Source organism: Paenibacillus sp. FSL K6-2862, from assembly GCF_038005125.1.
Lineage (GTDB): Bacteria > Bacillota > Bacilli > Paenibacillales > Paenibacillaceae > Paenibacillus > Paenibacillus illinoisensis_A.
This window is the reverse complement of the sequence record NZ_JBBOSN010000001.1, coordinates 15,001-37,529: the sequence shown is the minus strand read 5'-3', so window position 1 is coordinate 37,529 and position 22,529 is coordinate 15,001. Positions and strand designations below refer to the sequence as shown.

Here is a 22,529-nt window from a genome sequence, read left to right as displayed (position 1 = left end):
AGACAACTTAACATATTATATCAAAATGGGGCTGTCAAGTCATTTTTATTCCGAATTCATGGGGAAAAAGCGAGGTCAACCTCATGGAAGGCCCCGCTCTCCAAACCGTCTAGATCGAATTACGATTTGCGTGCTGCCTCTTCAGCAAGCTGAATGGCACGCTTCACCATATTGCCTGCATCCTTGGCTTTGATTCCACCCCAGCCTTCCTGCTGTACAGTATCATAAAATCCCAGGTCTTTTGCCAGCTCATTCTTGAGCTCATCTGACATCACACTTCTTCTTCTGCGGCTCATGAAACCATCCTCCTTGAAGTACAGTTCTGATTAGTCCATTTACACCAGGATTCTTCCTGACAGCTTCAGAGCCACCATTTTCGATGAACTGTTCAGCATATCAATATGTGCCTGTTCAAGTAGTATGCCGTTTCTGGTTAAACCTCATTCCTGAGATGCCTGCCTGGACGGTATTTCTATACAAATAAAAAAGCAGTTCGCCCCAAGGGGCAAACTGCCTGTAAAACGATGCTTACGTCTCCATGTAGGAGTTAGGCGTCTGGTCGCCTGGGTTAAATACCATGACTTCCACCGACTCCGTAAGTATATCTGCATAACTGTAAGAGACTCGCTTGAACGTTTCTTGCTCCTCATCAAGCTTGACGATAAAAACAGAAGGGTACGTTTCTTCCAATACACCCGTACGCTCGATAGTCTTACGGCGGCCACCATTAGCCCGCAACATAATTTTTTGACCTATATGAGCGTCGAGATTGCGTTTGATATCCAACAGCGTATTTTTAGCCATTGTCGACGACCACCTCTTTTCTTGTCCATTATACCTGAATTTACAGTCAATGTCAAATCAAAACTAAATATTATATCAGCATGGAAAAGTTGCTGTCAATGAATTTTTTTGCAAATGAAAAAAGCCCCAAATTGGGACTTTAATTGACCTGTTTCAGACGACTGATGGGTTAACTTTAAGTGTGGATAAATCGTTCAAACCAGGGAGGCCAACGCGGTAACTGCCGCGTGTTTCGACACCACCTACCCCCTGGCTGCCACTAATCGTGTTATGCAGAATATCATTCATATTCACCGTTTCCCTAACCGATGTAAAGGCTGCCTTGGCTGCCACATATACCGGGTCTAGGGCATGAATCAGAATTCGGCCTGGTGAGCTGGCAAAGTTCGCACCTGCCCGCAGCAGTGCTTCAAAATGGGACTGACATGCTCCTGCAACGATCGTGAGCGCATCCAGATGACGCTCATATTGTCTTGCAACCTGGATCGCTGCCACAAAATTTTGCGAATTCTTGTAACTTCCAAGACTGTATAAGTCGTAAGGCTGACGGGTCTTCAGCACTCCGTCATGGCCGGTAATTACCACAATGTCAGGCTGGACTTTGGGAAGAAGACGATACAGGGCATCAGCCATGGCTGACTCATGGACATATTGACCCTCTGCCGGGACACGAAGCTGCTCATAGAGAGCCATACTTTTCTTCAGGTAATTTGGATCCCCATCCAAGTGAAGCACCTTGCCGGGCATTTCAAAATAAGCCGGCTCCCGCTGTGCAGCCCAGTCCTGCGTCAAGCCTTCAAGGTTGCGTTCCGCCTGTTCAATCCGGTTCTGCTGCAGCCTGGAGAGTGTCTGATGCGCTTTTACATGTGCCTGCCTGGTCTTGGCACTCTGCGGTTCATAAGGAACCTGTATCAAATCGTCCACCGGGGAGTCAGCAAGCAGACGGAATTCGGTCCCTTTAATGACCGCGCTATCCAACTGGAGGCCTTCCACCCGAAAAGTCACATCTCCTCCGTATGACTTTCGAACGACCAAGTCACCGATATTCATCAACATAATCACCTCTACCCCATCGTATGGGCAAAGACCCGGTTTGGTTCATCCGAATTTATTTACAGACCGGCACGAACTCCTGCATCCCACATTACCGTGCTTAACGTCGCATATTCCTGCAGACTAAGTGTCTCACCCCGTCTGGACGGCTGAATGCCAGCCTGCTCCAGTAACTGATCCGCCTGCTCCCGATTCTCCTTAGTGAAGAAGCGAGCTTTCAGATTGTTCGAGATGGTTTTTCTGCGCTGGGCAAATGAGGCTTGTACCACTTCGAAAAAGTGTGCTTCACTCGGCACTTCGACAGGGGGCTGCTCACGAACCTTGAGCTTGATGACAGCCGATTCCACGTTGGGCTGCGGAATAAATACGGTTGGCGGCACAATACAAACCAATTCAGGCACACTGTAGTATTGGACCGCAATGCTCAGACTTCCGTAGTCCTTCGAGCCGGGTGCAGCTGCCATACGTTCTGCTACTTCCTTCTGAATCATAACGACAATGCTGTCTACCGGAAGTTTCTCTTCCAGCAGTTTCATCATAATAGGCGTCGTCACATAATACGGCAGATTGGCTACAACACTCACCTTGCCCACACTAGCAAAGTCTGTGCGGAAAAGCTCTGCCAAATCCAGCTTCAGCACATCGCCGTGCTGTATCCGGACGTTGGGATAGGGCTCCATTACTTCTCCAAGGATCGGTAATAAACGCTGATCGATTTCCACAGCTGTTACAGGGCCGGCTGCTCGGGCCAGTCTCTCCGTAAGTGCCCCAATCCCCGGGCCGATTTCGAGTGCGCCCTTGGACTCGTCCAGATCCGCTGCATTTACAATTTTGTTCAATATATTCTGATCAATCAGAAAGTTCTGACCTAGACTTTTTTTAAATGAGAAACCGTGTCTCTGAATTATCTCTTTCGTTCGCTTAGGTGTTGCAATTTCCAAAGTCTCATCCATGCCATTCATACGCTCACAATCCTTCACGTTCAATTTGCGATAATGCTGCAGAAAACTCTTCCCGGCTAATTTGGAATACACCCAGACGCTTGTGGAACTGCTTTCCGTTGCAATAACCTATGCCCAGCAGATTCCCCATCTCCATACGCCTTGCGGCTGCCTGTGGGTGCACAATCAGTCCTGCTGCAATCAAGTCCTCCCAATCGATCAGGCTCGGTATACCCTCATAAGAGGTATGTACACGCTCCAGCGCATGGCGGATTGCCTCAGGCGAGGCATTCTCGACCCCGATATCCCCTTTGCGGGTTGCATCCGCTTCCGGAATAAAAGCATGCTTACAGCCTGGGACCTTATTTGCAATGATTTTGCGAATGCGCTCTCCGGCATGATCCGGGTCCGTAAGAACAATCACACCACGTCTCTCCTGTGCCAGTGCAATTCGCTTCAGGATTCGCTGATTGATGGCTGATCCGCCGGTCTCTATGGTGTCTGCCTCAACAGCCCGCCGGATGGCGACGGTATCGTCGCGTCCTTCTACCACAATGACTTCTTTTATCATGTTCCATTTCTTCCTTTCTAACGCAAAAAGAAGAGGAATATCCTCTTCTCTGCCAAACGGCGGCGAGTCTATTCAGACTCCACCGCTGCATATTCCGCATGATTCATTCATGCAACTATTTTATAGCATTCCCATTTCAAAGTAAAACGATTTTAGTTCGCTTCCGGCTTAACCGGACCGATCACATATACCGTCTTGCCTTTCTTACGTCCGAAATTCAGGGCATGCTTCACACTGTCATAATACACATCGATTTTGTTGCCTTTAATGGCGCCGCCGGTATCTTCCGCACGACGGAAGCCGAGGCCCTCAATGTACACCCACCAGCCAATCGGAATCACTTTTGGATCGACCGCAATGGTCCGTCCTTCAGTTACCCGGGTACCGGAAGCTGTTTTTGTACCAATGCCAGGCTCCTCAGAAGAGTACGCGGTCATCGATACATTTTTAAGTACTTTGGAATATTTAAAAGAAGTGCCTGAGACGGTAATCACTTTGCTGCCTGATGCAGCGGTTTTCTTCGAGTTCGTTGTCGTTTCTTTCTTTGCTGTGGAGGTTTGGGCCGATACCGTCTGAATCTCCGGCTGCTTCACAACTGGTTTTGCTTTGGTTCCGACAGCAATAACTTTATCTACACGGTTGGTCGATACCGATTTGCCCACCATCTTTTTGGAGACTAACTCTCCATCCTGAAACACCTTTTCGATATGCTGTACAAGTGTACCTTCTTTGCCGTTTACGATGACGCGATTGTCACCTTTGTACAAGCTAGGGTCAGCCGTTTTGATTACTTTGTACGCAATCGGCTGTTCCACTTCCACTGTACGCTTTGTTACACGCACTACGCGAATTTTCATATCTGCCTTGATTGGTGTTGCGAGCGCAGGATAAACCTTATCCTCACTGGCAACTTCAATTCCAGATTTCTGAATTGCATCTTCTACCGATGAATCGGTTGTATACAGAGTCTTGGTGTCTCCGTCTGCCGTAATGTTGACTGGAACGGCCCGCTCAATAACTATGCGGTCTCCATCTGCGATTGCCCCGTTCAAAGGCATGGATACCTCATCATGGGGGCTGACTGTGATTGATTGCTCCTCCAGCATTTCTTGAAGCATTCCTGTACGAGTCTCTACCGCTTGAGCTTTGCCATCAATAACCAGCGAAATTTGTTTCCCGGCTTGACCGTAAACGACTAACAAGATCATGATTGTAAGCGCGATTGAGAAAATAGCGATCAGTGCCATTTGACGCATGTTCTCATGCTTCCACCGCAACGCGTAAGACTTACTGGATGATCGTGACTCATGGGTCTCTTCTGGTTGGAATGTGCCCACTTCTCCGTCCTCCTTCATAGCCTCGCCGTCTAAAGTTAATGCATGATGTCTTTGACGCGACTATACCAAATTTTCTACAGAACTGATCGATATCTCAATGACCGGCTCTGCACCATGAACCACTCTTCGCAACATGATGTCACCACCTGAATTCTTACCGTATGATGACCTTATTTCTTTTATTCAAAAACAAAAAAGCCAAAGAAAGAGTGTAAGAGGAACTCTTTCGTGGCTTCCGAATGATTTTGAATATCGGAAATTCATGCACGAGGTTGCCTCTCTTTTTCCGCTTGCGAGGTTAGCTGTCGGGTTCGGGCGAAAGAGAGCCGCCCTATCTCCGGTCACCCGCTCATGGCGGATGCCCTTGAATTCACCCCGAGACCCAAAGAAGAAATCAAATAGCGCTTCGCAAGTGCATCCGCTGCTTTTGGGTCAGCGAAACGATGCGCATCAGCTGCTTACACTGATGTTTAAGCCCTATTGGTTCCCCCGCTCTCCGTTAACGGAGACTCAGCGAGATCGGTTCATGAAAAGTATTGTTGTGTCATCGGAAAGTGTCCCTTTGTTCATCCCCCGAACATCTGTCCAATTTTCCTCACAACAATTCACTGAAAAGATGATATCCTGTTTCGATGCATGTTGTAAAGCGTTGTTCAAGTACGTTTTTCTAAATATTTGGTTAAAATATTGTAATATTCTTCATTTATTTGGATCAAAAAGCAAATTCGCTCCGTCTACCTCTCTTTTTCACCGCATTTGCTTCGTTTTTTAACGAATCCCAAATCGTTCCATGGCATTTTTGGTCGTTATTGCAGCAATTTCCTCTACCGAAATGCCTTTAATTTCGGCAGCTGCTTCTGCAACCAGACGTACATGCGCTGTTTCGTTTCGTTTTCCACGATAAGGATGTGGTGTAAGATATGGGGAGTCAGTTTCGATGAAAAATCGGTCCATTGGCACCTTCGCCAGTACCTCTTTTGGCTGCTTGGCGTTTTTGAACGTGATTGGTCCCCCGAAGGATAGATGGAACCCTAGATCCAGACAGAGTTTTGCCGTTTCCCAGCTTCCAGAGAACGAGTGCATCACACCCCCGACTTCTCCAGCCTTTTCCTCGCGCAAAATTTTGACAATATCCTCATGAGCGTCGCGATTATGAATGACAATCGGCATGTTAAGTTCACGAGCTAGTCCGATCTGTTGTCTCAGTACACGATGCTGAACATCCTTGGGAGAAGTGTCCCAATAATAATCCAGGCCAATCTCGCCTATGGCAACGACTTTTTCATGCTTGCACAGAGACGCAATCCACTCAAGATCGCCCTCCTGCATCGTAATGGCATCCTGAGGATGCCAGCCTACAGCTGCATATATAAAATCATACGTTTCGGCAAGCTTCATCGTGGATGGAATGGTCTCCCGGTTGAAACCGACATTGATCATACGGCCAACCCCGGCATCTACAGCACGTTGAATCATCTCCTCGCGGTCCTCGTCGAATTGCGGTGCATCCAGGTGTGTATGTGTGTCGAATAACATCATTTGTATTTCTCCCTTCCTGTCGAATAACTGTTTTCTTTCCCGATCAAAATCCTATAAAATGCACCCATTTTATCATCATCATTGATTTTTCAGAGTACAACATGTGGAATTACCAAAATTAATTTCTACTATATATAGGAGCTCTTATGGTCTCAACTTGTTCAAAAAAAAGTATACATTACAAAATTATGTCGATCTACATATACTCTCCATTAAAGCAGATTACTGTATCATGATAATATCTCGAAATAGAAACTCTTTCTATCATAGCTAATTTGTAATAATTTTGCTCCTCACGGCTCACTTCATGATCATGAGAAGTATGGACGAATATGAGATGGCAGTTCGTGAATGATGGCGTCCACCTTGTTTTGCGGATAGTACAGATGATGCTTACCACGATGTATTCCGCTGATTGAACGGACAATGTCCGAAACCTCGGACAATTCATGCAACTTGTCCTGTCTATCCAGCAGCAGAATCTGTTTGTCTGTCGATTCATCCGGACGAAAAACATCATACGGAAGATCCGTCGGAAAATCAATTTCCAGATCATATTCGGGATGAAGACCTGCTTCGACAAAGGCAACCCGAATTTCTTCAATCGTTTCCACATCGATCTGTTCAACCTCTACATACTTATACAACCTGCGATCCATAAAACGTTCGCATAACTCGCTCAGAACAGAATCGTTCTCTTTGCGCCACTGCATGAATGTGGTCTGTATTAGTGCCTCATCCAATTGCAGATATTCATCAACAGAGAGCACTCCGTCAAACAGCTGCGGCAGTGGCTCCAGCATGAAACGGAATTGGAACCCCTGCTTTACTAGCTCTTTTGCACGCTTAAATATTTGTCTCAGGATAATTTCGGAGCTTCGGGTCACCGGATGGAAGTAAATCTGCCAGTACATCTGGTAACGTGACATCAAATAGTCTTCCACGGCATGCATACCGGATTCCTTGACTACAATTCTCCCGTGATAGGGACGAAGCATTCGCAGGATGCGGTCAAGGTCGATGGTTCCGTAGTTTACACCTGTAAAGTATGCATCCCGAAGCAGATAGTCCATCCGGTCTGCATCAAGCGGGCTAGTGACCAAATTTACGACGATTGGCTTTTCATATGTTTTCTGAATAACAGATGCCACCTTCTCCGGGAAATCGGGAGCATACCGTCTCAGGATTGCCCCCACTTCGGTATCCCCAAGGATAATTCGGCAGGTCCAGTCCTCATGATTCATGTCGAAGGCTTCTTCAATGGAGTGAGAGAATGGCCCATGTCCCAAGTCATGCAGTAATGCAGCGCAGAGAGCAACGGCTTTTTCTTCCTTAGGCCAATCGGAGTAGTGACTTCTTTCAAATTGAGAGATAATCTTCCGTGTAATTTCGTAAACGCCCAATGAGTGTGAAAACCGGCTGTGTTCCGCACCGTGAAAAGTCAGATAAGATGTTCCCAACTGACGAATCCGTCGTAAGCGCTGAAACTCGGGAGTATTGATCAACTGCCATATAATCGGATCTTGCACATGAATATAATTATGTACCGGATCTTTAAACACTTTCTCTTCGGTTAAACGCTGTTCCATGTCGCTTCGCTCCCTTGTTTATGAGTTGTGTTTGTCGCTTTCAGCCTTGCCCAGCCCTATTATTCGACATACAATGACGAATTTTGTCGAATGATGCACTTTTAATGTTTTCCAAATCGACAAACCTGACATTGATGTTTAAATATGAAAAATCGCTCTTAACCCCTTGCCAACCGTAATCTTATCAAAAACAGCCTTAATTTTAAGCTAATTTTAAGGTTGACTGTTTTGGGAATCGTTGGTATGATGAGTATCATAAAACATAAAATAATGTCGAATAATGACAAAGATAAGTAGCTGAGAGGAGCACTGATTATAATGATGAAATCAACAGGTATTGTTAGAAAAGTAGACGAACTGGGACGGGTAGTTATTCCAATCGAATTGCGCCGTACACTGGGTATCGGTGAAAAAGATGCTCTGGAAATCTATGTTGACGGTGAGCGCATCATGTTGAAAAAATACGAGCCCGCTTGTATCTTCTGTGGTAACGCTGAGAACGTTACATACTTCAAAGGTAAAATCGTTTGTAACGAATGTATTTCCGAAATTCCTGCACCTGTGACAAAATAAGAAATTTCAGGTATAATGGACTCATTGAATTGTTAATTCTAACCTTTTTATATTCCTTACTTGCCTTCCCGGTGTGAACCCCACCGTTGGAAGGTCTTTTTTTTATTACCCCATTCGGGACAAACCCTGATCAGCTCATTCATAACTAGGAAAGCGGTGAAAAATCAAAAAAATATTTTTACACCGCCTTGGACTTTTAATATTTTGCTAAGGTTTCCAATGAGAAACTTTTCAGGTTATGTTCCCCTATTTAACCGTATGTTTGGAGCATGCAGAGGATTAGATCAGCGCGTTATATACATCACGTTTCGTTAACCCTCGGTCTGCTGCTGTTTTTTTCATCGCATCTTTGCGGTGAAGTCCTTCACCTTCATAGTGGCTGACGTGGTCCTCCAGGGACAATGGCTGCCACCAGGCTTCACGCTCTGCTTTACGCTCCTGTTCCTTAATGCCTTCTACAAGCAAACAGTACTCTCCAAGTGGTGGATGCTCCTCCAGCCAGTCTATGCACTCGCGAACCGTGCCACGTGCAAATTCCTCATGTCGCTTCGTCAGCTCACGAGCCAGCACAACTGAACGATCCCCCAAAATCTCTTCCAGATTGACCAACGTTTTGCGAATACGATGCGGTGACTCATAAAACAACAAGGTGCCGTTAGATTCGTCAAAACCCTCCAGCACTTTTCGCATATCCTTTTTCTCGCGCGGCAAAAAGCCGCCGAACGTGAAGCGTTCCGTCGGTAGTCCGGATACAATTAGAGCAGACAATGCTGCATTGGCACCCGGAATCGGAATAACATGAATTCCTGCCTCAATTGCTAGTTGTACCAGATCAGAACCAGGGTCTGAAATGGCTGGCAAACCAGCATCGCTGACCAGTGCCAAATTTTTTCCTTCTATTATATAGCGTATCAGTTCAGGACCACTTGCCGCCTTATTATGTTCATGATAACTAAACAACATGGAAGGGGTGATCTCAAAATGAGTGAGCAGCTTTCGGGTTTGCCTTGTATCTTCTGCCGCAATAATATCACAACTCTGCAGTGTCTTAATTGCTCGAAATGTCATATCATCCAGATTCCCAATAGGTGTTCCAACCAAATATAATTTACCCCGACCATCATGGGCTTCAGCATAACTTTTTTGAATGTGCAGTGTCACTTACACTCCTCCTTCCGTAGTACTCGTTGTATGTTGTGATCCGTAATAAATATCCATAATTTCATCACAGTAGGTTCCTTCTTCATTGTAGACAATGAGGGGCGGAAGCATGCGCACTTCGGGTTTGCCATCCTTCAGCGCTTCGATTAACACCATATTGGCTTCAAGGTGAGCGCGTGGATGTACCATTCGGATCCGCTTCGGCTCAAGCTTGTACTCCCTCATCAGAGAGATAATCTCCCCGAGCCGTTGAGGGCGGTGAACCATGGATACTTTTCCTCCATTACGCACGAGACGATTGCATGCCTGAATAACTTCCTCCAATGTACACCCCAACTCATGACGTGCCATGGCTTGGTGTGTATTCATTTTAAGGTCACTTCCATTTAGCGGCATATACGGCGGATTCACGGTAATCGCATCATACACAGCATGTCCTGTCTGTTTCACCAGTTCCCGCAGGTCGCCTTCATGAATTGTGATCGATTGGTCCAGAGCATTCAGCTTCACGCTTCTCCGTGCCATATCAGCCAGCCTTGGCTGAATCTCGATTCCTTCCAGGGTGGCCTGCGTACGCGTTGTCAGCAGAATGGGAACAACCCCATTTCCCGTACATAAATCGAGTACACGCCCTCGTTTAGGAACAGAAGCAAACCGGGCAAGCAATACGGCGTCCATGGAAAAACTGAATACTTCATCACTTTGAATGATTCTCAAATCATGAGAGAGCAGATCGTCAATCCGTTCTGATTCATGCAAAATTACTTCTTTAGCTTCATTGGCTGTCATATGATACGTTCATCCTCCGGTACTCTATATCGCATTTTAGCTTTAGTTTAGGTCTATAACCTTGAAAAAAAACCGTAGGGGCTCTTCCCTACGGTCACTTCATTTATTCAAAAAAGACAGGCAGAACAGACAATCGCCTTCCGTCCGCAAATGTCCGTAATAGACATTGCAGATATGGAATCCTTCGTGATACAGCCGGGCCAGATTATCATATCCTTCACCTACCACATCTTCACCTGTAGCCGGACCTGCAGGTCTAGCGGCTGGAGCCAGTGCAGATGAAACGGGCAGATCTACCGGAGCCTCACGCTTGAGCAGTTTGCGTAGCTGCTCATTCTCAATCGTAAGCCGCTGATTATCTTCAAGCAGCTCTTTGACAATCATTTTTAACTCTCCTAAATCACTGTGCAACTGACCCAATTGGGTTTCCATTTCATGAATGTGTGTAAACAGATTTTTCTTTTCCAAGTTTCCACCCCGAAGCAACCTTTATGGTTTACTTGATAACGACGTCATCCAGCGGAAGTTCTTTGACTTTACTGATGTCGAACAGTTGAACATGGACTGTGCGATTACCGGCATTGATGCCGACAACTTTCCCTTCACCCATAGAGGTGACGACCAACTTGCCTACAGCCGGCAGTTCTTCTCTCACACTTTCATAGTTATCATGCTCAAATTTCAGACAGCACATGAGTCTTCCGCACAACCCTGAAATTTTCGTCGGATTCAGTGACAGGCTCTGATCTTTGGCCATCTTGATGGATACCGGCTCAAAGTCTCCCAGCCAGGAAGAACAGCATAATACACGGCCGCAAGGTCCGATTCCTCCAAGCATCTTGGCCTCATCCCGTACACCAATCTGCCGCAGCTCGATCCGTGTCCTAAAAATGCTTGCCAGATCCTTAACCAACTCCCGGAAATCCACTCTTCCTTCAGCTGTAAAATAAAAAATGATCTTGTTGCGATCAAACGTAAATTCCACATCGACCAGCTTCATCTTGAGGCCATGGTCTTTGATTTTATTTAAACAAGTACCGAATGCTTCTTTGGCTGCCCGCTTGTTCTCATCCACCACACGGGCATCTGTATCTCCCGCAACCCGAATGACCTTTTTGAGTGGCAGCACCACATCGGACTCGCTTACTTCCTTCTTGCCAACAACTACCTTACCGTACTCTACCCCCCGCGCTGTCTCCACGATAACGCAGTTTTCTTTCTCAATGGGAAGGTCCAGGGGATCGAAGTAATAAATTTTGCCCGCTTTTTTGAAACGGACACCCACTACACTATACAAAAAATTAACCCCCTTGTAAGCCAATCCCGCTTCGTCTGAAGCCCTGTCTTCTTAGGGAACCCTCCGAAGTAATAACCGTTTGCATATGAATGGAACAAAAACTGTCCTCTCCCCAGCCTTATGCCAAACCGATCAAAAATTGCTCCAGACAAAGCTGGCCATTGACGTTGAAACGCAATTTTTTTCTGCATGCTGCGGCCAAATCCATATAGGACACCCACTGCTCCGTGCTGCGGGTATTAGCCAACTTAGACAGCATGTCCAACTGATCTATAAAAACGATATGTTCATGCCTACCGTGCTGGACATACAGCATATCCCTAAACCATAAATGGAATAGACTAAGCATAATATCCAGATGTTCTGAGAGTCCGGTTTTAAAAAGCTTCTGCTGTGCAGAGATTAATGATGTGCTGCCTCTGCCCAGGGACTCCTTCCCTAATTGTAACATTACGTTTCTAATTTCTGCAAACCAATTCTGCTGGAGAATTTCTCTACATGATTCGAGTCCTGACGCCAAATGAACCGCTGAACGCGCAAGATTGGCCGGATGCCCCTCTGCAATCAAAGCTTGCAGCATTTCTTCAGGATTCAGTGCACTGAAAGGAACAAGTTGTGAGCGTGAACGGATAGTCGGAAGCATGGCTTGACCATTGTCCGTAATCAAAATTCCTACCGCAGGCACCTGCGGCTCTTCCAGGAACTTCAGCAGACTATTTGCCGCTTGCACGGTCATTTTTTCTGCCTGTTCTATAATATAAACTTTGGGATGGCCAGCCTCTGAACGGTATGAGAAAATACGCTGCAGATCCCGAATCTGATCAATTTTAATATTGTTTCCATCTGGTGCAAGCATCGTTAAATCCGGATGATTACCATGCTCGACCTTACGGCACTCCAGACATTGTCCGCAGGCATCATCTTCAAGCTCTGTACAGAATATGGCTTTGGCAAACGTCACAGCTGTCTTCAGCTGCCCGCTACCCGCTGGCCCGCTAAACAAATACGCATGGCTGATTGCCTGGCGTCTCAAGCTGCTCTGCAACATCTGCTTGGCTGCCTGCTGACCCATAATTTGTTGAAAGGACATACTTCCTCCTCAGAAGCTTAAATTAATAAGCATTCCCCGAATTTCTCCTACTTGTTGTAATAATGTGATCTTACCTTCTTCTGTTTCGAGCAATTCATCAGCCATGGATAACAGCGCAGAGTCGATTTCATCAATTAGCTTGTATCTTTTACCTCTGCCCCGCCGATCCCATCCTCTGGTCTCTTTCATGGATACACCCCGGCGAACCGTTTCTTCCAGAAATCTTTTGACAAGCTGCTTGTATGCTTTCAATTCACGAATCGTCATGGAACGAGCCAAGCGATCGCCCTGCATCTGAATTTCACTAAGTCGGCGGTTAAGCTCGGCTTGTGATGCTCGTTCGCCCTGGTGGTTCATCATGTCAGAGAAATTTTTGGATTGAACCGGTTTGGAACTGGAGTCGGTAGAATTGATCCCACTCTGCATCGGTCTAAATCCAGGATTGATTTTCATCGATATGCCCGCTTTCTATTATAGTAGACCATCGACCATCAGCACAGTGCGCGCTGCGCCTGTGCGTGGAAGATACCCTTGTATGAGTCTCTATATATAATGGTAGTTAAAACTTTTCACCATTAACCTGCTTGGTAGTCAACTTCCGCCCGAAAGAAAGCATTCCCTTTATCAGATGGCCTAATTTCGGACGGAAAGCGCCGATTCCTGATATCAGGAAGGACGCATATAAGTCGCCTAAGAACACTAGCAATCATTTTGCATCATAGACACAGAACGCATTGTTAGAAGTGTTCAAAACGATCCACTGGCAGAACAAACACAGTAGCTCCACCCACTTGGACTTCAACAGGCAGCGGCAGGTAAGAGTCGGTTGTTCCACTCATCGGTGTGACTGGAGTCACGAGCTGTTCACGAACCTTACAGCTGCTGCGAATGACATTCATTACGGACTCGACTTGACCATCATCGACACCGATCATAAACGTCGTGTTGCCTGCCTTCAAAAATCCACCGGTACTGGCCAATTTCGTTGCCCGAAAATTAGCTTTGACCAATGCGCTGGATAATCGGTTGCTGTCTTTATCCTGTATAATCGCAACAATCAGTTTCATCCTGCATAACCTCCTTCAGAATAAGCACCTTTGAAATGCCCTGTCTATATATTAGACAATTACTCGCCAAAATCCTTCAAAATCCCTGTCTCCAGCGACAAAATCAATGCTGCTGCGACTTCATCAGGCTGTTTGGAAGCATCAATAACCTGGATTCGTTCCGGGAATTGTTCCTTTAACAGGAAGTACCCTTCTCTAACCTTACGATGAAATTCCAGACTCTCTAGATCCAGACGGTTTACCTCACGTCCATCGTGGGCATCAATCCGGGCAAGACCTGCTTCCGGCTCGATGTCCAGATAAAGTGTAACATCCGGCATGAGCTCACCTATTGCGAACCGGTTAATGGCCCAGACATTCTCTATTCCGAGCCCACGTGCATGACCTTGATATGCCAGACTGCTATCGACGAATCGATCACAGATAACCGTCTTGCCTGCCTTCAGCGCCGGTTCCACCTTCTCAGCCAAGTGCTGGCTGCGTGCAGCTGCATAGAGCAGTGCTTCGGTACGCGCATCCATTGCCGTATGGAGAGGGTCAAGGATAATAGCACGTATTTTCTCCGCGATCTCGATTCCGCCAGGTTCACGAGTAACTACGTAAGGTATACCCTGTTCCTCGAAGTAAGAACCCAATCTGCTGATCATCGTCGTTTTACCGGACCCTTCTCCCCCCTCCAATGTAATGAATTTACCTCTGCCCTGCATATGCTTCCCTGCTTTCTATGTCGATAATGGCATCTTACTCTGCTGTGAATGTTATATGGCCTGATCTTTCTACTTCAGATTATGAAATGACACGCCCAGAGGTGTATGTTCATGATCATGGTATTGTCGTTTGGGCCATATTGTACAAGCTTCTTACTATAATACTATACATGATCAAGCAATAGCGGTCAGCTATTCCGCCAATTTTTTCAATAGAGATGACCGGTCAACTATAGATAATGGATACCCATAAGGGAAGGAACAATGATCCGGCTATCGCACTGACAATCATGGAGACGGAACTTAATGCTACAGCATTCTCGCCATATTCAAAAGATCTGGCCATGCCAAGTGCATGAGAAGCGGAGCCGAGTCCAATGCCATAGGCACTATTATCCTTTATTCGAATCCATTTCATCATCAGCGGCCCAAGTAATATCCCCGAAAAACCGGCAATCATTACAAATAGGGACGTAAATGAAGCGTTGCCTCCTGCCTGATCTGCCAACTGGATGGCAACTGGAGTAGTCACTGACTTTGGCAGTAAGGCGATCACGATATCTTTAGGATAACCAAGCAGCAGAGCTACCGATGCCCCGGTAAACATCCCTACGATGCTTCCTCCAAGCGTACCACCCAGAATGGGAATGATGTTCCGTTTCAGCACATCCATGTGTTTGGATAAAGGGTAGGCTAAGGAAACAACCGCAGGCCCCAGAAGATCCTGTATCCATTTGCCACCCAGCATATAGGTGTCCAGTTTAATTCCTGTTATAAGCAGAATGACTACAATTACTGCCGTTGTTGTGAGTACTGGCATAAGAATAGGCCATTTTATCCTCTTATATAGACGAGTCGCCGGGATATATAAGACCACAGTCAGAGCGATCATAGCTATTCCGATGATGAATGTTGACATGAGATCGCCTCCTTCTTGTCTCGATGCGATCTTATCCATGTCATGAGCCACTCACCAATTTTGGCAGATAGCAAGCAAGTTACTAGGGTACTGAGGATCAATCCCAACACAAGCAGGAGTGTATTCGCAGTAAAAAAATCAAAGTGATTAATGATGCCTACCGTAGGCGGGATAAACAATAACTGCAAATTGGACTGGAGCCAGGATGAACCTTCATTTCCCCAGCTGATCCTGACCCAACCCATTTGAATGACAATGAACAAAAGCAGCATGCCCACAATGCTGCCTGTTAAAGGTAGATGCAATATAGACTGTATCCAGGTTCCTATCCAATAAAAGCCATACATTAACATGACTTGCAGGACTATTCCTGTATATCTCTTTATCGGAATATCCAAAACAATTCCCTTCTTTCTTATGTCCAGACAGCACATGATGTCTTAGATGGTACAAATAATAGATGATTGAGGGATAAGGAATGAAAGAGTGAGTACGTAATGAGTAGTAAGTATCGTTCCCACATTTTTGGTTTAACTTAACTCTGCCCTTCCTTCATGACCTTCAATGATCGAAGAGTATCATCCGCTGCGCCATGAAACCTCGCCCCTTCATCCCTCAGAAGCTGTATACGTTTTACTGCAGCAGGACTTATTCGTTCCCCTGCATATAGGAGGGGGATTCCAGGAGGATACGGAATAATCATCTCAGCAGATCGATAGCCTGCACAGTCTTCGAGTTCAACTTTTGCTGTATCTTTTTCTGATATAGGTTGTAGTGAGAACACAATAGGCTCTGAAAAGGAATCCACAGATGGATCTAGTAAATTGTTCCACGTGGAAATATAGTGAACTGCCTTCTTCGCAGCTTGCGTTGATGACTCGTTCAGGCTTTGCCTTAGCTCATTCTCATTGGCTTGACTAATGCGCTCTAACGCCTGCAGCAAGTGCTCAGCATCACTTCGCGTTGAGCCAAGGCTAAAGAGCAGGACGACGTACCGTTCGTCGCTCATCTCGGGCACGCAGCCGTATGCTTCCAGCTGCTGCTGCAGCCCATAACCGCTCAGTACCCCCGCCCCGTCATATATGACGGCTTTAAAAGGGTCCTGAGCGGTGTAGCCCACGGCAGATGGCATCGCCGCCGCGGGAGGTGCTGTTGGCCGCCTCGATGCATCGGCGGCCTTGTTACCGCCATCAGCCGGCTCTGCCTCGGCTGGCGGCTCTTGCTGCAGCGCCTGCACAGGCTGCAGCAGCTGAAAGCGCGGCAGCTCTGCAAGGCCGCGCTTGAAGGCATCCACGGCGGCAAGCCCCGCCGTGAAGGTGTCTGCGCCCTGCACATGCAGCAGTCGGCGCGCAAGATCAAGCGAAGCCATCACAGGGTATGATGGGCTTGAGCTCTGCACCATGGCCAGGCGCTGCCTCAGCAGGGACCGATTCAACAACGGTCCCTGAATGTGCAGCATGGCTCCCATGGTGAAGGCGGACAGCATCTTATGGGTCGACTGCACCACCCCGTCCGCTCCGCATGACAGGGCTGAAGCAGGCAGCTCTGGATGCTGTCCATAATGCGCGCCATGCGCTTCGTCCACGAGCAGTGGCATGCCAGCACCGTGACATATGTCGGCTATGGGCTTCAAATCAGCGCCCATGCCATAATAATTCGGCAAAGTAACAAGTACCCCCTTTGCCTCAGGATATGCCTGGACAGCAGCCCTGACCGTCTCTACCGACGGCATAACAGCAAGTCCGCTGGATGGATCAACATGTGGCTCCAGAAACACAGCTCTGGCGCCAGCAAGCATCAGCCCATGAATGACTGACTTATGTACATTACGTTGGACAAGTACGATACTTTTTGGCTCATCACACACCGTAAGCAGCATAGCCAAATTACCAGCCGTACTGCCACCCACAAGGAAGAAGCTCTCCTCCGCACCAAAACAATCAGCCGCCAGCTGTTGTGCTCCCAGAATCACCCCTTCTGGATGATGCAGATCATCCGTACCGGTAATTTCCGTTACATCCATCTGCATCATATCCAGAAAGGCTGCCGCAGGCATAACGTCAGAACTTCCGTGCTGCTTCCTATTCCCTGTATTCATCAAAACTCGATAAGCTTGTCCATTCTTATGCCCAGGCACATGAAAAGAACGATTCCCCGACTTCTGGTAATGAAGCAGAGCCTCGTACAAAGGAGCCTGATATGGTTTGTATTTCATAGAATTACCTTCCTATATAATCATTAAATTTGGATTCACATTTGCTCTTTAACTTCCTATTATAATAAGGGCTCTTTTGTGAACTGTGCCTCTCTCAATTAGGTATTAAGTGAAGAGCACAATATTACTCTTATTCTGCTCCTCATTACCCTTTTATTATATCAGTCTTTTTGCCGAATCCGCGGCTCTACATGATCCTCTGTTCTACAATCCTCCGTATCAAACAGAAAAAGGCCCTATGGGCCCCTGAATACACCTACATCAATGGATGTTTCGGCTTATGGTCATTATGCGTTTTTTTGCACCCAAATCTGTTTCATTTGGTGTATAAAATAATTGTATTTGGCATCCTGTGCATCAGTATGAACCATCTCTGCTTCGCAAGCATCGCATATAAATTCAGATACAATAAAAATGCCTTCTCTTTTTTTCTGTTCGCAGATAATACATGTGTGTTCGGTATGTTCTTCCATCAACCATCCCACCTTGTTTTACGTTTACTATCAGTATTGCACAGTTTCTATTATTTTAAACCTTTTCATAGTGCTTTCTTTCTGTAAAATATATATATTCGCCCACCACCCATTGGGTGTCTGTACCGATTCAAAAGTTCAACAAATCGCATACCGCTCGTACTTTTCTGCACTGATGCTTCCCATACAGTTATATCGCCTCCCTCCTATATACACTTTCACCTTCGCGTCCACAAAAACTTATATTCTATAATCTTAAAAAAACTTTGATTTTCAGCCGATATATAATACATCAGAACCTGACAGCCAAGAAGTTCGTGGATATACTTGTATGAGGCTCCTACTCTTAAACTTGTACATCATCCCTACAGCGCTTCCATGGTTCCTATACGCATATGGATCATTTGCATGACACCAACGTACAAGCATACGTCCACACACGAACGTGATCCCAGAAGGAGGATTTGTAATCGTATGACCGCTGAACCGGAGAATAAAGCTACATTTTATCAATACCGGCTTCTGAAAAAAAAGGCGATTGCCCGCAGTGTCATCTACAGCTATCTGTGCTTGCCTATCATTATGCTCTTCTTTAATTTACTGGCATTCTCCTGGACCGGCCTCTTCTTTTTTCTGCTGGCAGGGCCGATCACCCTATGGATTCATTATGTCATTGCCAGAACTATTTTGCTTCTGGTCCGTGCCTCTTATGCCAAACGCTGGCGCTGGAACTTCCATATGCCTTGGTTAGGTTACATTCCGGATCAGCACTTTAGCTACCGCATGTTTGTCAGAGTACATTTGAACATGAGCTGGATTGGACTATGCATCATTACCATTTGCCTGATCTGGTCTCCGCTGTCCTTCACGCTTTCACTGATTTTCTGGCATCTGTGGCTGCTCATCCCCCGTCTGTACGTGGTTATGATTCTATCACGTGAACGCAAAGACGGATTAATCAAACTAAATGAAGAGGACGTTTCGTACTATCTGCAATAACGCCTTTACCTCTTTTATGAAAATCAATATGTACAAGTGCAATACATAAAACATGCCCCCAACTTGGCTTAAAAAATGACCTATGATCTTCGTAAGCAATCGAGCATTCCATTCTTTAATAATGAACAAAGGTTATCCACAGTGGATAACCTTTGTTCATTCTAACTAACCTTTCTTTTATCCACAGCATGGGTACAAGCTAATCAGGTTATCCCCATTTATTCCCGTTCCCATCCTCTATCTATTGATCAGACATTGCAGCCGTAAACTATACCCCATTAAGCAGCTATATATCTACTGCTCTTCGCCTCAAACCTATTTTCAGCTCATGTCTCTACGCCTTATCTATTGTCTTGGACTACCATGACTGAGATACCTACACGCTCATAGATGCTGCTTTAGGGCCTCCTTCTAATATAGGAGTACCAAATTCCATGGAGCCCATGGTAGTACGTGCAGTAACTAGGCAGCTTATAAGCTCAGTTCATCTTAATCTTAGGCCAGGTTCTAGAAAGGAGTCCATTAGACTCCTACAGCAACGTACAGTATCTCCTCTTCCCTAAAATAAAAAAAGTCCCCGTAGGCTTACGGGAACTTGTATCGTCTGAACATTACAATGTTACAAAACAAACCGTACTCTTACTCTTCATCATCAGCAAGGGATTTCACCGTTGTTGTCGCAGTATCATTCCGAGGTACCATTAGCGTAAAGAATCCATCATGTACAGCTAGATGCACAATATGCCCCTCTTTAGCAAACACACGAAGAGAGTTTGAGGTATTTGATGTACTCTTGGCTTGTGTCTCCGTCCAGCCCCAGCTTTTAATCTCGTCTAGATATACTTCAGGCAAGCTGGTACTTTCACTAATACCAGACAATGTATATCGAACATAGTCCATCTCCGAATTGTTTCCGGATTGGTCCGATTTATTCGCTACTTTCGGTACAGGGAAACTCTTCTCGTTGACTGCGCCTTCATATGAAGTCCAGGAAGGTCCGGCATCTCCGCATCCTGTAAGCACACCCAACAAACCAATCATTAGAAATGAATACAGCCCAAGTCTCCGCCAACTTAACACACACACCCTCCTTTTCACAGCTGCACATTTCACAGCTCTGTGGTCAGGTACTTTTAGCATATTTAACATAGTCCTATTATACTGATTTCCTACTTATATTCTGTAACAATACTGTTACCTTCTGATGACGCTTGCATTCACTTAATACAGCCTTATAAACAAAATAAAAACCACCACCGAGTTTCTTCGGCAGTGGTTCTTTGCTTGGCAGCGTCCTACTCTCCCAGGACCCTTCGGTCCAAGTACCATCGGCGCTAGAGGGCTTAACGGTCGTGTTCGGGATGGGTACGTGTGGAACCCCTCCGCTATCGCCACCAAACGATGCTGCTATACACTCAGAGATCATTCTCTGAAAACTAGATCCGAAACGAAATTTGCGACTAGAACCTGCAATTTGGATAAGCCCTCGACCGATTAGTACTGGTCAGCTCCATGCATTACTGCACTTCCACCCCCAGCCTATCTACCTCGTCGTCTTCAAGGGGTCTTACATACTGGGAAATCTCATCTTGAGGGGGGCTTCACGCTTAGATGCTTTCAGCGCTTATCCCGTCCGTACATAGCTACCCAGCGGTGCTCCTGGCGGAACAACTGGTACACCAGCGGTACGTCCATCCCGGTCCTCTCGTACTAAGGACAGCTCCTCTCAAATTTCCTACGCCCACGACAGATAGGGACCGAACTGTCTCACGACGTTCTGAACCCAGCTCGCGTACCGCTTTAATGGGCGAACAGCCCAACCCTTGGGACCTACTTCAGCCCCAGGATGCGATGAGCCGACATCGAGGTGCCAAACCTCCCCGTCGATGTGGACTCTTGGGGGAGATAAGCCTGTTATCCCCAGGGTAGCTTTTATCCGTTGAGCGATGGCCCTTCCATGCGGTACCACCGGATCACTAAGCCCGACTTTCGTCCCTGCTCGACTTGTAGGTCTCGCAGTCAAGCTCCCTTATGCCTTTGCACTCTTCGAATGATTTCCAACCATTCTGAGGGAACCTTTGGGCGCCTCCGTTACTCTTTAGGAGGCGACCGCCCCAGTCAAACTGCCCACCTGACACTGTCCCCGTACCCGCTAAGGGCACCAGGTTAGAACCTAGATACGATCAGGGTGGTATCCCAACGGTGCCTCCACACAAGCTGGCGCTCATGCTTCAAAGGCTCCCACCTATCCTGTACAGATCGTACCCAAATTCAATATCAAGCTGCAGTAAAGCTCCATGGGGTCTTTCCGTCTTGTCGCGGGTAACCTGCATCTTCACAGGTATTAAAATTTCACCGGATCTCTCGTTGAGACAGCGCCCAAGTCGTTACGCCATTCGTGCGGGTCAGAATTTACCTGACAAGGAATTTCGCTACCTTAGGACCGTTATAGTTACGGCCGCCGTTTACTGGGGCTTCGGTTCACAGCTTCGGGATTACTCCCTAACCGCTCCCCTTAACCTTCCAGCACCGGGCAGGCGTCAGCCCGTATACTTCGCCTTACGGCTTCGCACAGACCTGTGTTTTTGCTAAACAGTCGCTTGGGCCTTTTCACTGCGGCCCCCTCGTGCTATTCACACTACCGGGGCACCCCTTCTCCCGAAGTTACGGGGTCATTTTGCCGAGTTCCTTAACGAGAGTTCTTCCGCGCGCCTTAGAATTCTCTTCTCGCCTACCTGTGTCGGTTTGCGGTACGGGCACCTTCATCTGGCTAGAGGCTTTTCTTGGCAGTGTGAGATCATGACCTTCGCTACTGTAATTTTCACTCCCCATCACAGCTCAGCCTTAATGATGTGCGGATTTGCCTACACATCAGCCTCACTGCTTGGACAGACATCCATCAGTCTGCGTCACTACCCTACTGCGTCCCCCCATCGCTCGTAACGATTTACGGTGGTACAGGAATTTCGACCTGTTGTCCTTCGACTACGCCTTTCGGCCTCGCCTTAGGTCCCGACTTACCCTGAGCGGACGAGCCTTCCTCAGGAACCCTTAGGCTTTCGGCGGATCAGATTCTCACTGATCTTTTCGTTACTCATACCGGCATTCTCACTTGTATAATGTCCAGCGCTCCTTACGGTACACCTTCAACCCTTATACAACGCTCCCCTACCCCTGATGCAAAGCATCAAGCCATAGCTTCGGTGGTGTGTTTAGCCCCGTTACATTTTCGGCGCAGAGTCACTCGACCAGTGAGCTATTACGCACTCTTTCAATGGTGGCTGCTTCTAAGCCAACATCCTGGTTGTCTGTGCAACTCCACATCCTTTCCCACTTAACACACACTTGGGGACCTTAGCTGATGGTCTGGGCTGTTTCCCTTTTGACAATGGATCTTAGCACTCA

General features: G+C 46.8%; 23 protein-coding genes, 2 rRNA genes and 1 riboswitch (1 of these 26 running past the window's edge). Of the genes, 2 read left to right on the top strand and 23 right to left on the bottom strand.

All coding sequences use genetic code 11. The annotated features are described in order from the left end of the window. Nucleotides 1-119: 119 nt before the first annotated feature. From MHB82_RS00170 to MHB82_RS00135, 8 genes are all read right to left on the bottom strand, one after another. Nucleotides 120-296 carry a small, acid-soluble spore protein, alpha/beta type gene (locus tag MHB82_RS00170; RefSeq protein ID WP_053778930.1) on the bottom strand — a complete coding sequence of 59 codons (177 nt, stop codon included), beginning with the start codon at nt 294-296 and terminating at the stop codon, nt 120-122. A 232-nt stretch (nt 297-528) separates the two neighbouring features. Beyond that, nucleotides 529-804, bottom strand: a complete 276-nt coding sequence (gene veg / locus MHB82_RS00165; protein ID WP_095293350.1) for a biofilm formation stimulator Veg — start codon at nt 802-804, stop codon at nt 529-531. A gap of 153 nt (nt 805-957) precedes the next feature. Beyond that, on the bottom strand, nt 958-1,854 hold the full coding sequence (gene yabG, locus MHB82_RS00160; protein WP_095362256.1) for a sporulation peptidase YabG: 897 nt from the start codon (nt 1,852-1,854) through the stop codon (nt 958-960). A gap of 62 nt (nt 1,855-1,916) precedes the next feature. Next, on the bottom strand, nt 1,917-2,819 hold the full coding sequence (gene rsmA, locus MHB82_RS00155; protein WP_176476241.1) for a 16S rRNA (adenine(1518)-N(6)/adenine(1519)-N(6))-dimethyltransferase RsmA: 903 nt from the start codon (nt 2,817-2,819) through the stop codon (nt 1,917-1,919). A gap of 4 nt (nt 2,820-2,823) precedes the next feature. Then, complete coding sequence (rnmV, locus tag MHB82_RS00150; RefSeq protein ID WP_341173544.1) at nt 2,824-3,369, bottom strand: ribonuclease M5; 546 nt, start codon at nt 3,367-3,369, stop codon at nt 2,824-2,826. 152 nt (nt 3,370-3,521) lie between these two features. After that, a complete protein-coding gene (locus MHB82_RS00145; RefSeq protein WP_095293347.1) occupies nt 3,522-4,706 on the bottom strand; it encodes a 3D domain-containing protein in 1,185 nt (394 codons plus the stop codon). Between the two features lie 271 nt (nt 4,707-4,977). Continuing rightward, nucleotides 4,978-5,232: riboswitch (cyclic di-AMP (ydaO/yuaA leader) on the bottom strand. A gap of 242 nt (nt 5,233-5,474) precedes the next feature. Next, a complete protein-coding gene (locus MHB82_RS00140; protein ID WP_170948305.1) occupies nt 5,475-6,245 on the bottom strand; it encodes a TatD family hydrolase in 771 nt (256 codons plus the stop codon). Nucleotides 6,246-6,556: 311 nt separating this feature from the next. After that, nucleotides 6,557-7,834, bottom strand: a complete 1,278-nt coding sequence (locus MHB82_RS00135; protein WP_095362257.1) for an HD domain-containing protein — start codon at nt 7,832-7,834, stop codon at nt 6,557-6,559. Between the two features lie 318 nt (nt 7,835-8,152). On the opposite strand from MHB82_RS00135, the gene MHB82_RS00130 reads away from it, so the two are divergent. Then, nucleotides 8,153-8,407, top strand: coding sequence for an AbrB/MazE/SpoVT family DNA-binding domain-containing protein (locus MHB82_RS00130; protein ID WP_024633700.1), 255 nt, complete (start codon nt 8,153-8,155; stop codon nt 8,405-8,407). Nucleotides 8,408-8,686: 279 nt separating this feature from the next. On the opposite strand, the gene rsmI is transcribed toward MHB82_RS00130, so the two are convergent. From rsmI to MHB82_RS00075, 12 genes are all read right to left on the bottom strand, one after another. Continuing rightward, nucleotides 8,687-9,568, bottom strand: a complete 882-nt coding sequence (gene rsmI / locus MHB82_RS00125) for a 16S rRNA (cytidine(1402)-2'-O)-methyltransferase (protein WP_095362258.1) — start codon at nt 9,566-9,568, stop codon at nt 8,687-8,689. Next, the gene (locus tag MHB82_RS00120; RefSeq protein WP_110756337.1) at nt 9,569-10,357 is read right to left on the bottom strand and encodes a tRNA1(Val) (adenine(37)-N6)-methyltransferase; all 789 of its coding nucleotides are present in this window, start codon (nt 10,355-10,357) and stop codon (nt 9,569-9,571) included. It abuts the gene before it with no gap. Nucleotides 10,358-10,456: 99 nt separating this feature from the next. Further along, a complete protein-coding gene (gene yabA / locus MHB82_RS00115; protein WP_095293343.1) occupies nt 10,457-10,825 on the bottom strand; it encodes a DNA replication initiation control protein YabA in 369 nt (122 codons plus the stop codon). Between the two features lie 28 nt (nt 10,826-10,853). Then, entirely contained in the window at nt 10,854-11,654 is an 801-nt protein-coding gene (locus MHB82_RS00110) for a PSP1 domain-containing protein (protein WP_095293342.1), read from the bottom strand. Between the two features lie 118 nt (nt 11,655-11,772). After that, nucleotides 11,773-12,744: a DNA polymerase III subunit delta' gene (holB, locus tag MHB82_RS00105; RefSeq protein WP_341173543.1), complete on the bottom strand. Its 972-nt coding sequence runs from the start codon at nt 12,742-12,744 to the stop codon at nt 11,773-11,775. Between the two features lie 9 nt (nt 12,745-12,753). Beyond that, on the bottom strand, nt 12,754-13,197 hold the full coding sequence (locus tag MHB82_RS00100; protein ID WP_095362260.1) for a YaaR family protein: 444 nt from the start codon (nt 13,195-13,197) through the stop codon (nt 12,754-12,756). 284 nt (nt 13,198-13,481) lie between these two features. Continuing rightward, nucleotides 13,482-13,811, bottom strand: a complete 330-nt coding sequence (locus MHB82_RS00095; protein WP_017691391.1) for a cyclic-di-AMP receptor — start codon at nt 13,809-13,811, stop codon at nt 13,482-13,484. A 59-nt stretch (nt 13,812-13,870) separates the two neighbouring features. Further along, nucleotides 13,871-14,518 carry a dTMP kinase gene (tmk, locus tag MHB82_RS00090; protein ID WP_095362261.1) on the bottom strand — a complete coding sequence of 216 codons (648 nt, stop codon included), beginning with the start codon at nt 14,516-14,518 and terminating at the stop codon, nt 13,871-13,873. Nucleotides 14,519-14,744: 226 nt separating this feature from the next. Beyond that, on the bottom strand, nt 14,745-15,437 hold the full coding sequence (locus MHB82_RS00085; protein ID WP_341173542.1) for an LrgB family protein: 693 nt from the start codon (nt 15,435-15,437) through the stop codon (nt 14,745-14,747). Next, nucleotides 15,413-15,784: a CidA/LrgA family protein gene (locus tag MHB82_RS32060; RefSeq protein ID WP_426643655.1), complete on the bottom strand. Its 372-nt coding sequence runs from the start codon at nt 15,782-15,784 to the stop codon at nt 15,413-15,415. Before MHB82_RS32060 ends, MHB82_RS00085 begins: the two co-directional genes overlap by 25 nt. A gap of 188 nt (nt 15,785-15,972) precedes the next feature. Beyond that, a complete protein-coding gene (locus MHB82_RS00080) occupies nt 15,973-17,652 on the bottom strand; it encodes an aminotransferase class I/II-fold pyridoxal phosphate-dependent enzyme (protein ID WP_341173541.1) in 1,680 nt (559 codons plus the stop codon). Between the two features lie 287 nt (nt 17,653-17,939). Then, nucleotides 17,940-18,125, bottom strand: a complete 186-nt coding sequence (locus MHB82_RS00075; protein ID WP_095293335.1) for a sigma factor G inhibitor Gin — start codon at nt 18,123-18,125, stop codon at nt 17,940-17,942. 474 nt (nt 18,126-18,599) lie between these two features. On the opposite strand from MHB82_RS00075, the gene MHB82_RS00070 reads away from it, so the two are divergent. Next, entirely contained in the window at nt 18,600-19,124 is a 525-nt protein-coding gene (locus MHB82_RS00070; RefSeq protein ID WP_110756347.1) for a hypothetical protein, read from the top strand. 639 nt (nt 19,125-19,763) lie between these two features. Here the strand turns inward: MHB82_RS00070 and MHB82_RS00065 are convergent. The 3 genes from MHB82_RS00065 to MHB82_RS00055 form a co-directional block, all read right to left on the bottom strand. Next, a complete protein-coding gene (locus MHB82_RS00065) occupies nt 19,764-20,204 on the bottom strand; it encodes a hypothetical protein (RefSeq protein ID WP_236146670.1) in 441 nt (146 codons plus the stop codon). A gap of 202 nt (nt 20,205-20,406) precedes the next feature. Next, nucleotides 20,407-20,523: ribosomal RNA gene (rrf, locus tag MHB82_RS00060) — 5S ribosomal RNA — on the bottom strand. A gap of 75 nt (nt 20,524-20,598) precedes the next feature. Further along, nucleotides 20,599-22,529: ribosomal RNA gene (locus MHB82_RS00055) — 23S ribosomal RNA — on the bottom strand (it continues 998 nt past the right edge of the window).

Bases quoted from the DNA above. Each gene is read 5' to 3' on its own strand.
- rnmV (WP_341173544.1), bottom strand. From the start codon at position 3,369: ATGATAAAAGAAGTCATTGTGGTAGAAGGACGCGACGATACCGTCGCC.
- MHB82_RS00135 (WP_095362257.1), bottom strand. From the start codon at position 7,834: ATGGAACAGCGTTTAACCGAAGAGAAAGTGTTTAAAGATCCGGTACAT.
- holB (WP_341173543.1), bottom strand. From the start codon at position 12,744: ATGTCCTTTCAACAAATTATGGGTCAGCAGGCAGCCAAGCAGATGTTG.
- MHB82_RS00070 (WP_110756347.1), top strand. From the start codon at position 18,600: ATGACCGCTGAACCGGAGAATAAAGCTACATTTTATCAATACCGGCTT.
- veg (WP_095293350.1), bottom strand. From the start codon at position 804: ATGGCTAAAAATACGCTGTTGGATATCAAACGCAATCTCGACGCTCAT.
- MHB82_RS00080 (WP_341173541.1), bottom strand. From the start codon at position 17,652: ATGAAATACAAACCATATCAGGCTCCTTTGTACGAGGCTCTGCTTCAT.
- MHB82_RS00100 (WP_095362260.1), bottom strand. From the start codon at position 13,197: ATGAAAATCAATCCTGGATTTAGACCGATGCAGAGTGGGATCAATTCT.
- tmk (WP_095362261.1), bottom strand. From the start codon at position 14,518: ATGCAGGGCAGAGGTAAATTCATTACATTGGAGGGGGGAGAAGGGTCC.
- rsmA (WP_176476241.1), bottom strand. From the start codon at position 2,819: ATGAATGGCATGGATGAGACTTTGGAAATTGCAACACCTAAGCGAACG.
- MHB82_RS00170 (WP_053778930.1), bottom strand. From the start codon at position 296: ATGAGCCGCAGAAGAAGAAGTGTGATGTCAGATGAGCTCAAGAATGAG.
- MHB82_RS00140 (WP_170948305.1), bottom strand. From the start codon at position 6,245: ATGATGTTATTCGACACACATACACACCTGGATGCACCGCAATTCGAC.
- MHB82_RS00130 (WP_024633700.1), top strand. From the start codon at position 8,153: ATGATGAAATCAACAGGTATTGTTAGAAAAGTAGACGAACTGGGACGG.
- MHB82_RS00085 (WP_341173542.1), bottom strand. From the start codon at position 15,437: ATGTCAACATTCATCATCGGAATAGCTATGATCGCTCTGACTGTGGTC.
- MHB82_RS32060 (WP_426643655.1), bottom strand. From the start codon at position 15,784: ATGTATGGCTTTTATTGGATAGGAACCTGGATACAGTCTATATTGCAT.
- MHB82_RS00120 (WP_110756337.1), bottom strand. From the start codon at position 10,357: ATGACAGCCAATGAAGCTAAAGAAGTAATTTTGCATGAATCAGAACGG.
- MHB82_RS00075 (WP_095293335.1), bottom strand. From the start codon at position 18,125: ATGGAAGAACATACCGAACACACATGTATTATCTGCGAACAGAAAAAA.
- yabG (WP_095362256.1), bottom strand. From the start codon at position 1,854: ATGAATATCGGTGACTTGGTCGTTCGAAAGTCATACGGAGGAGATGTG.
- MHB82_RS00095 (WP_017691391.1), bottom strand. From the start codon at position 13,811: ATGAAACTGATTGTTGCGATTATACAGGATAAAGACAGCAACCGATTA.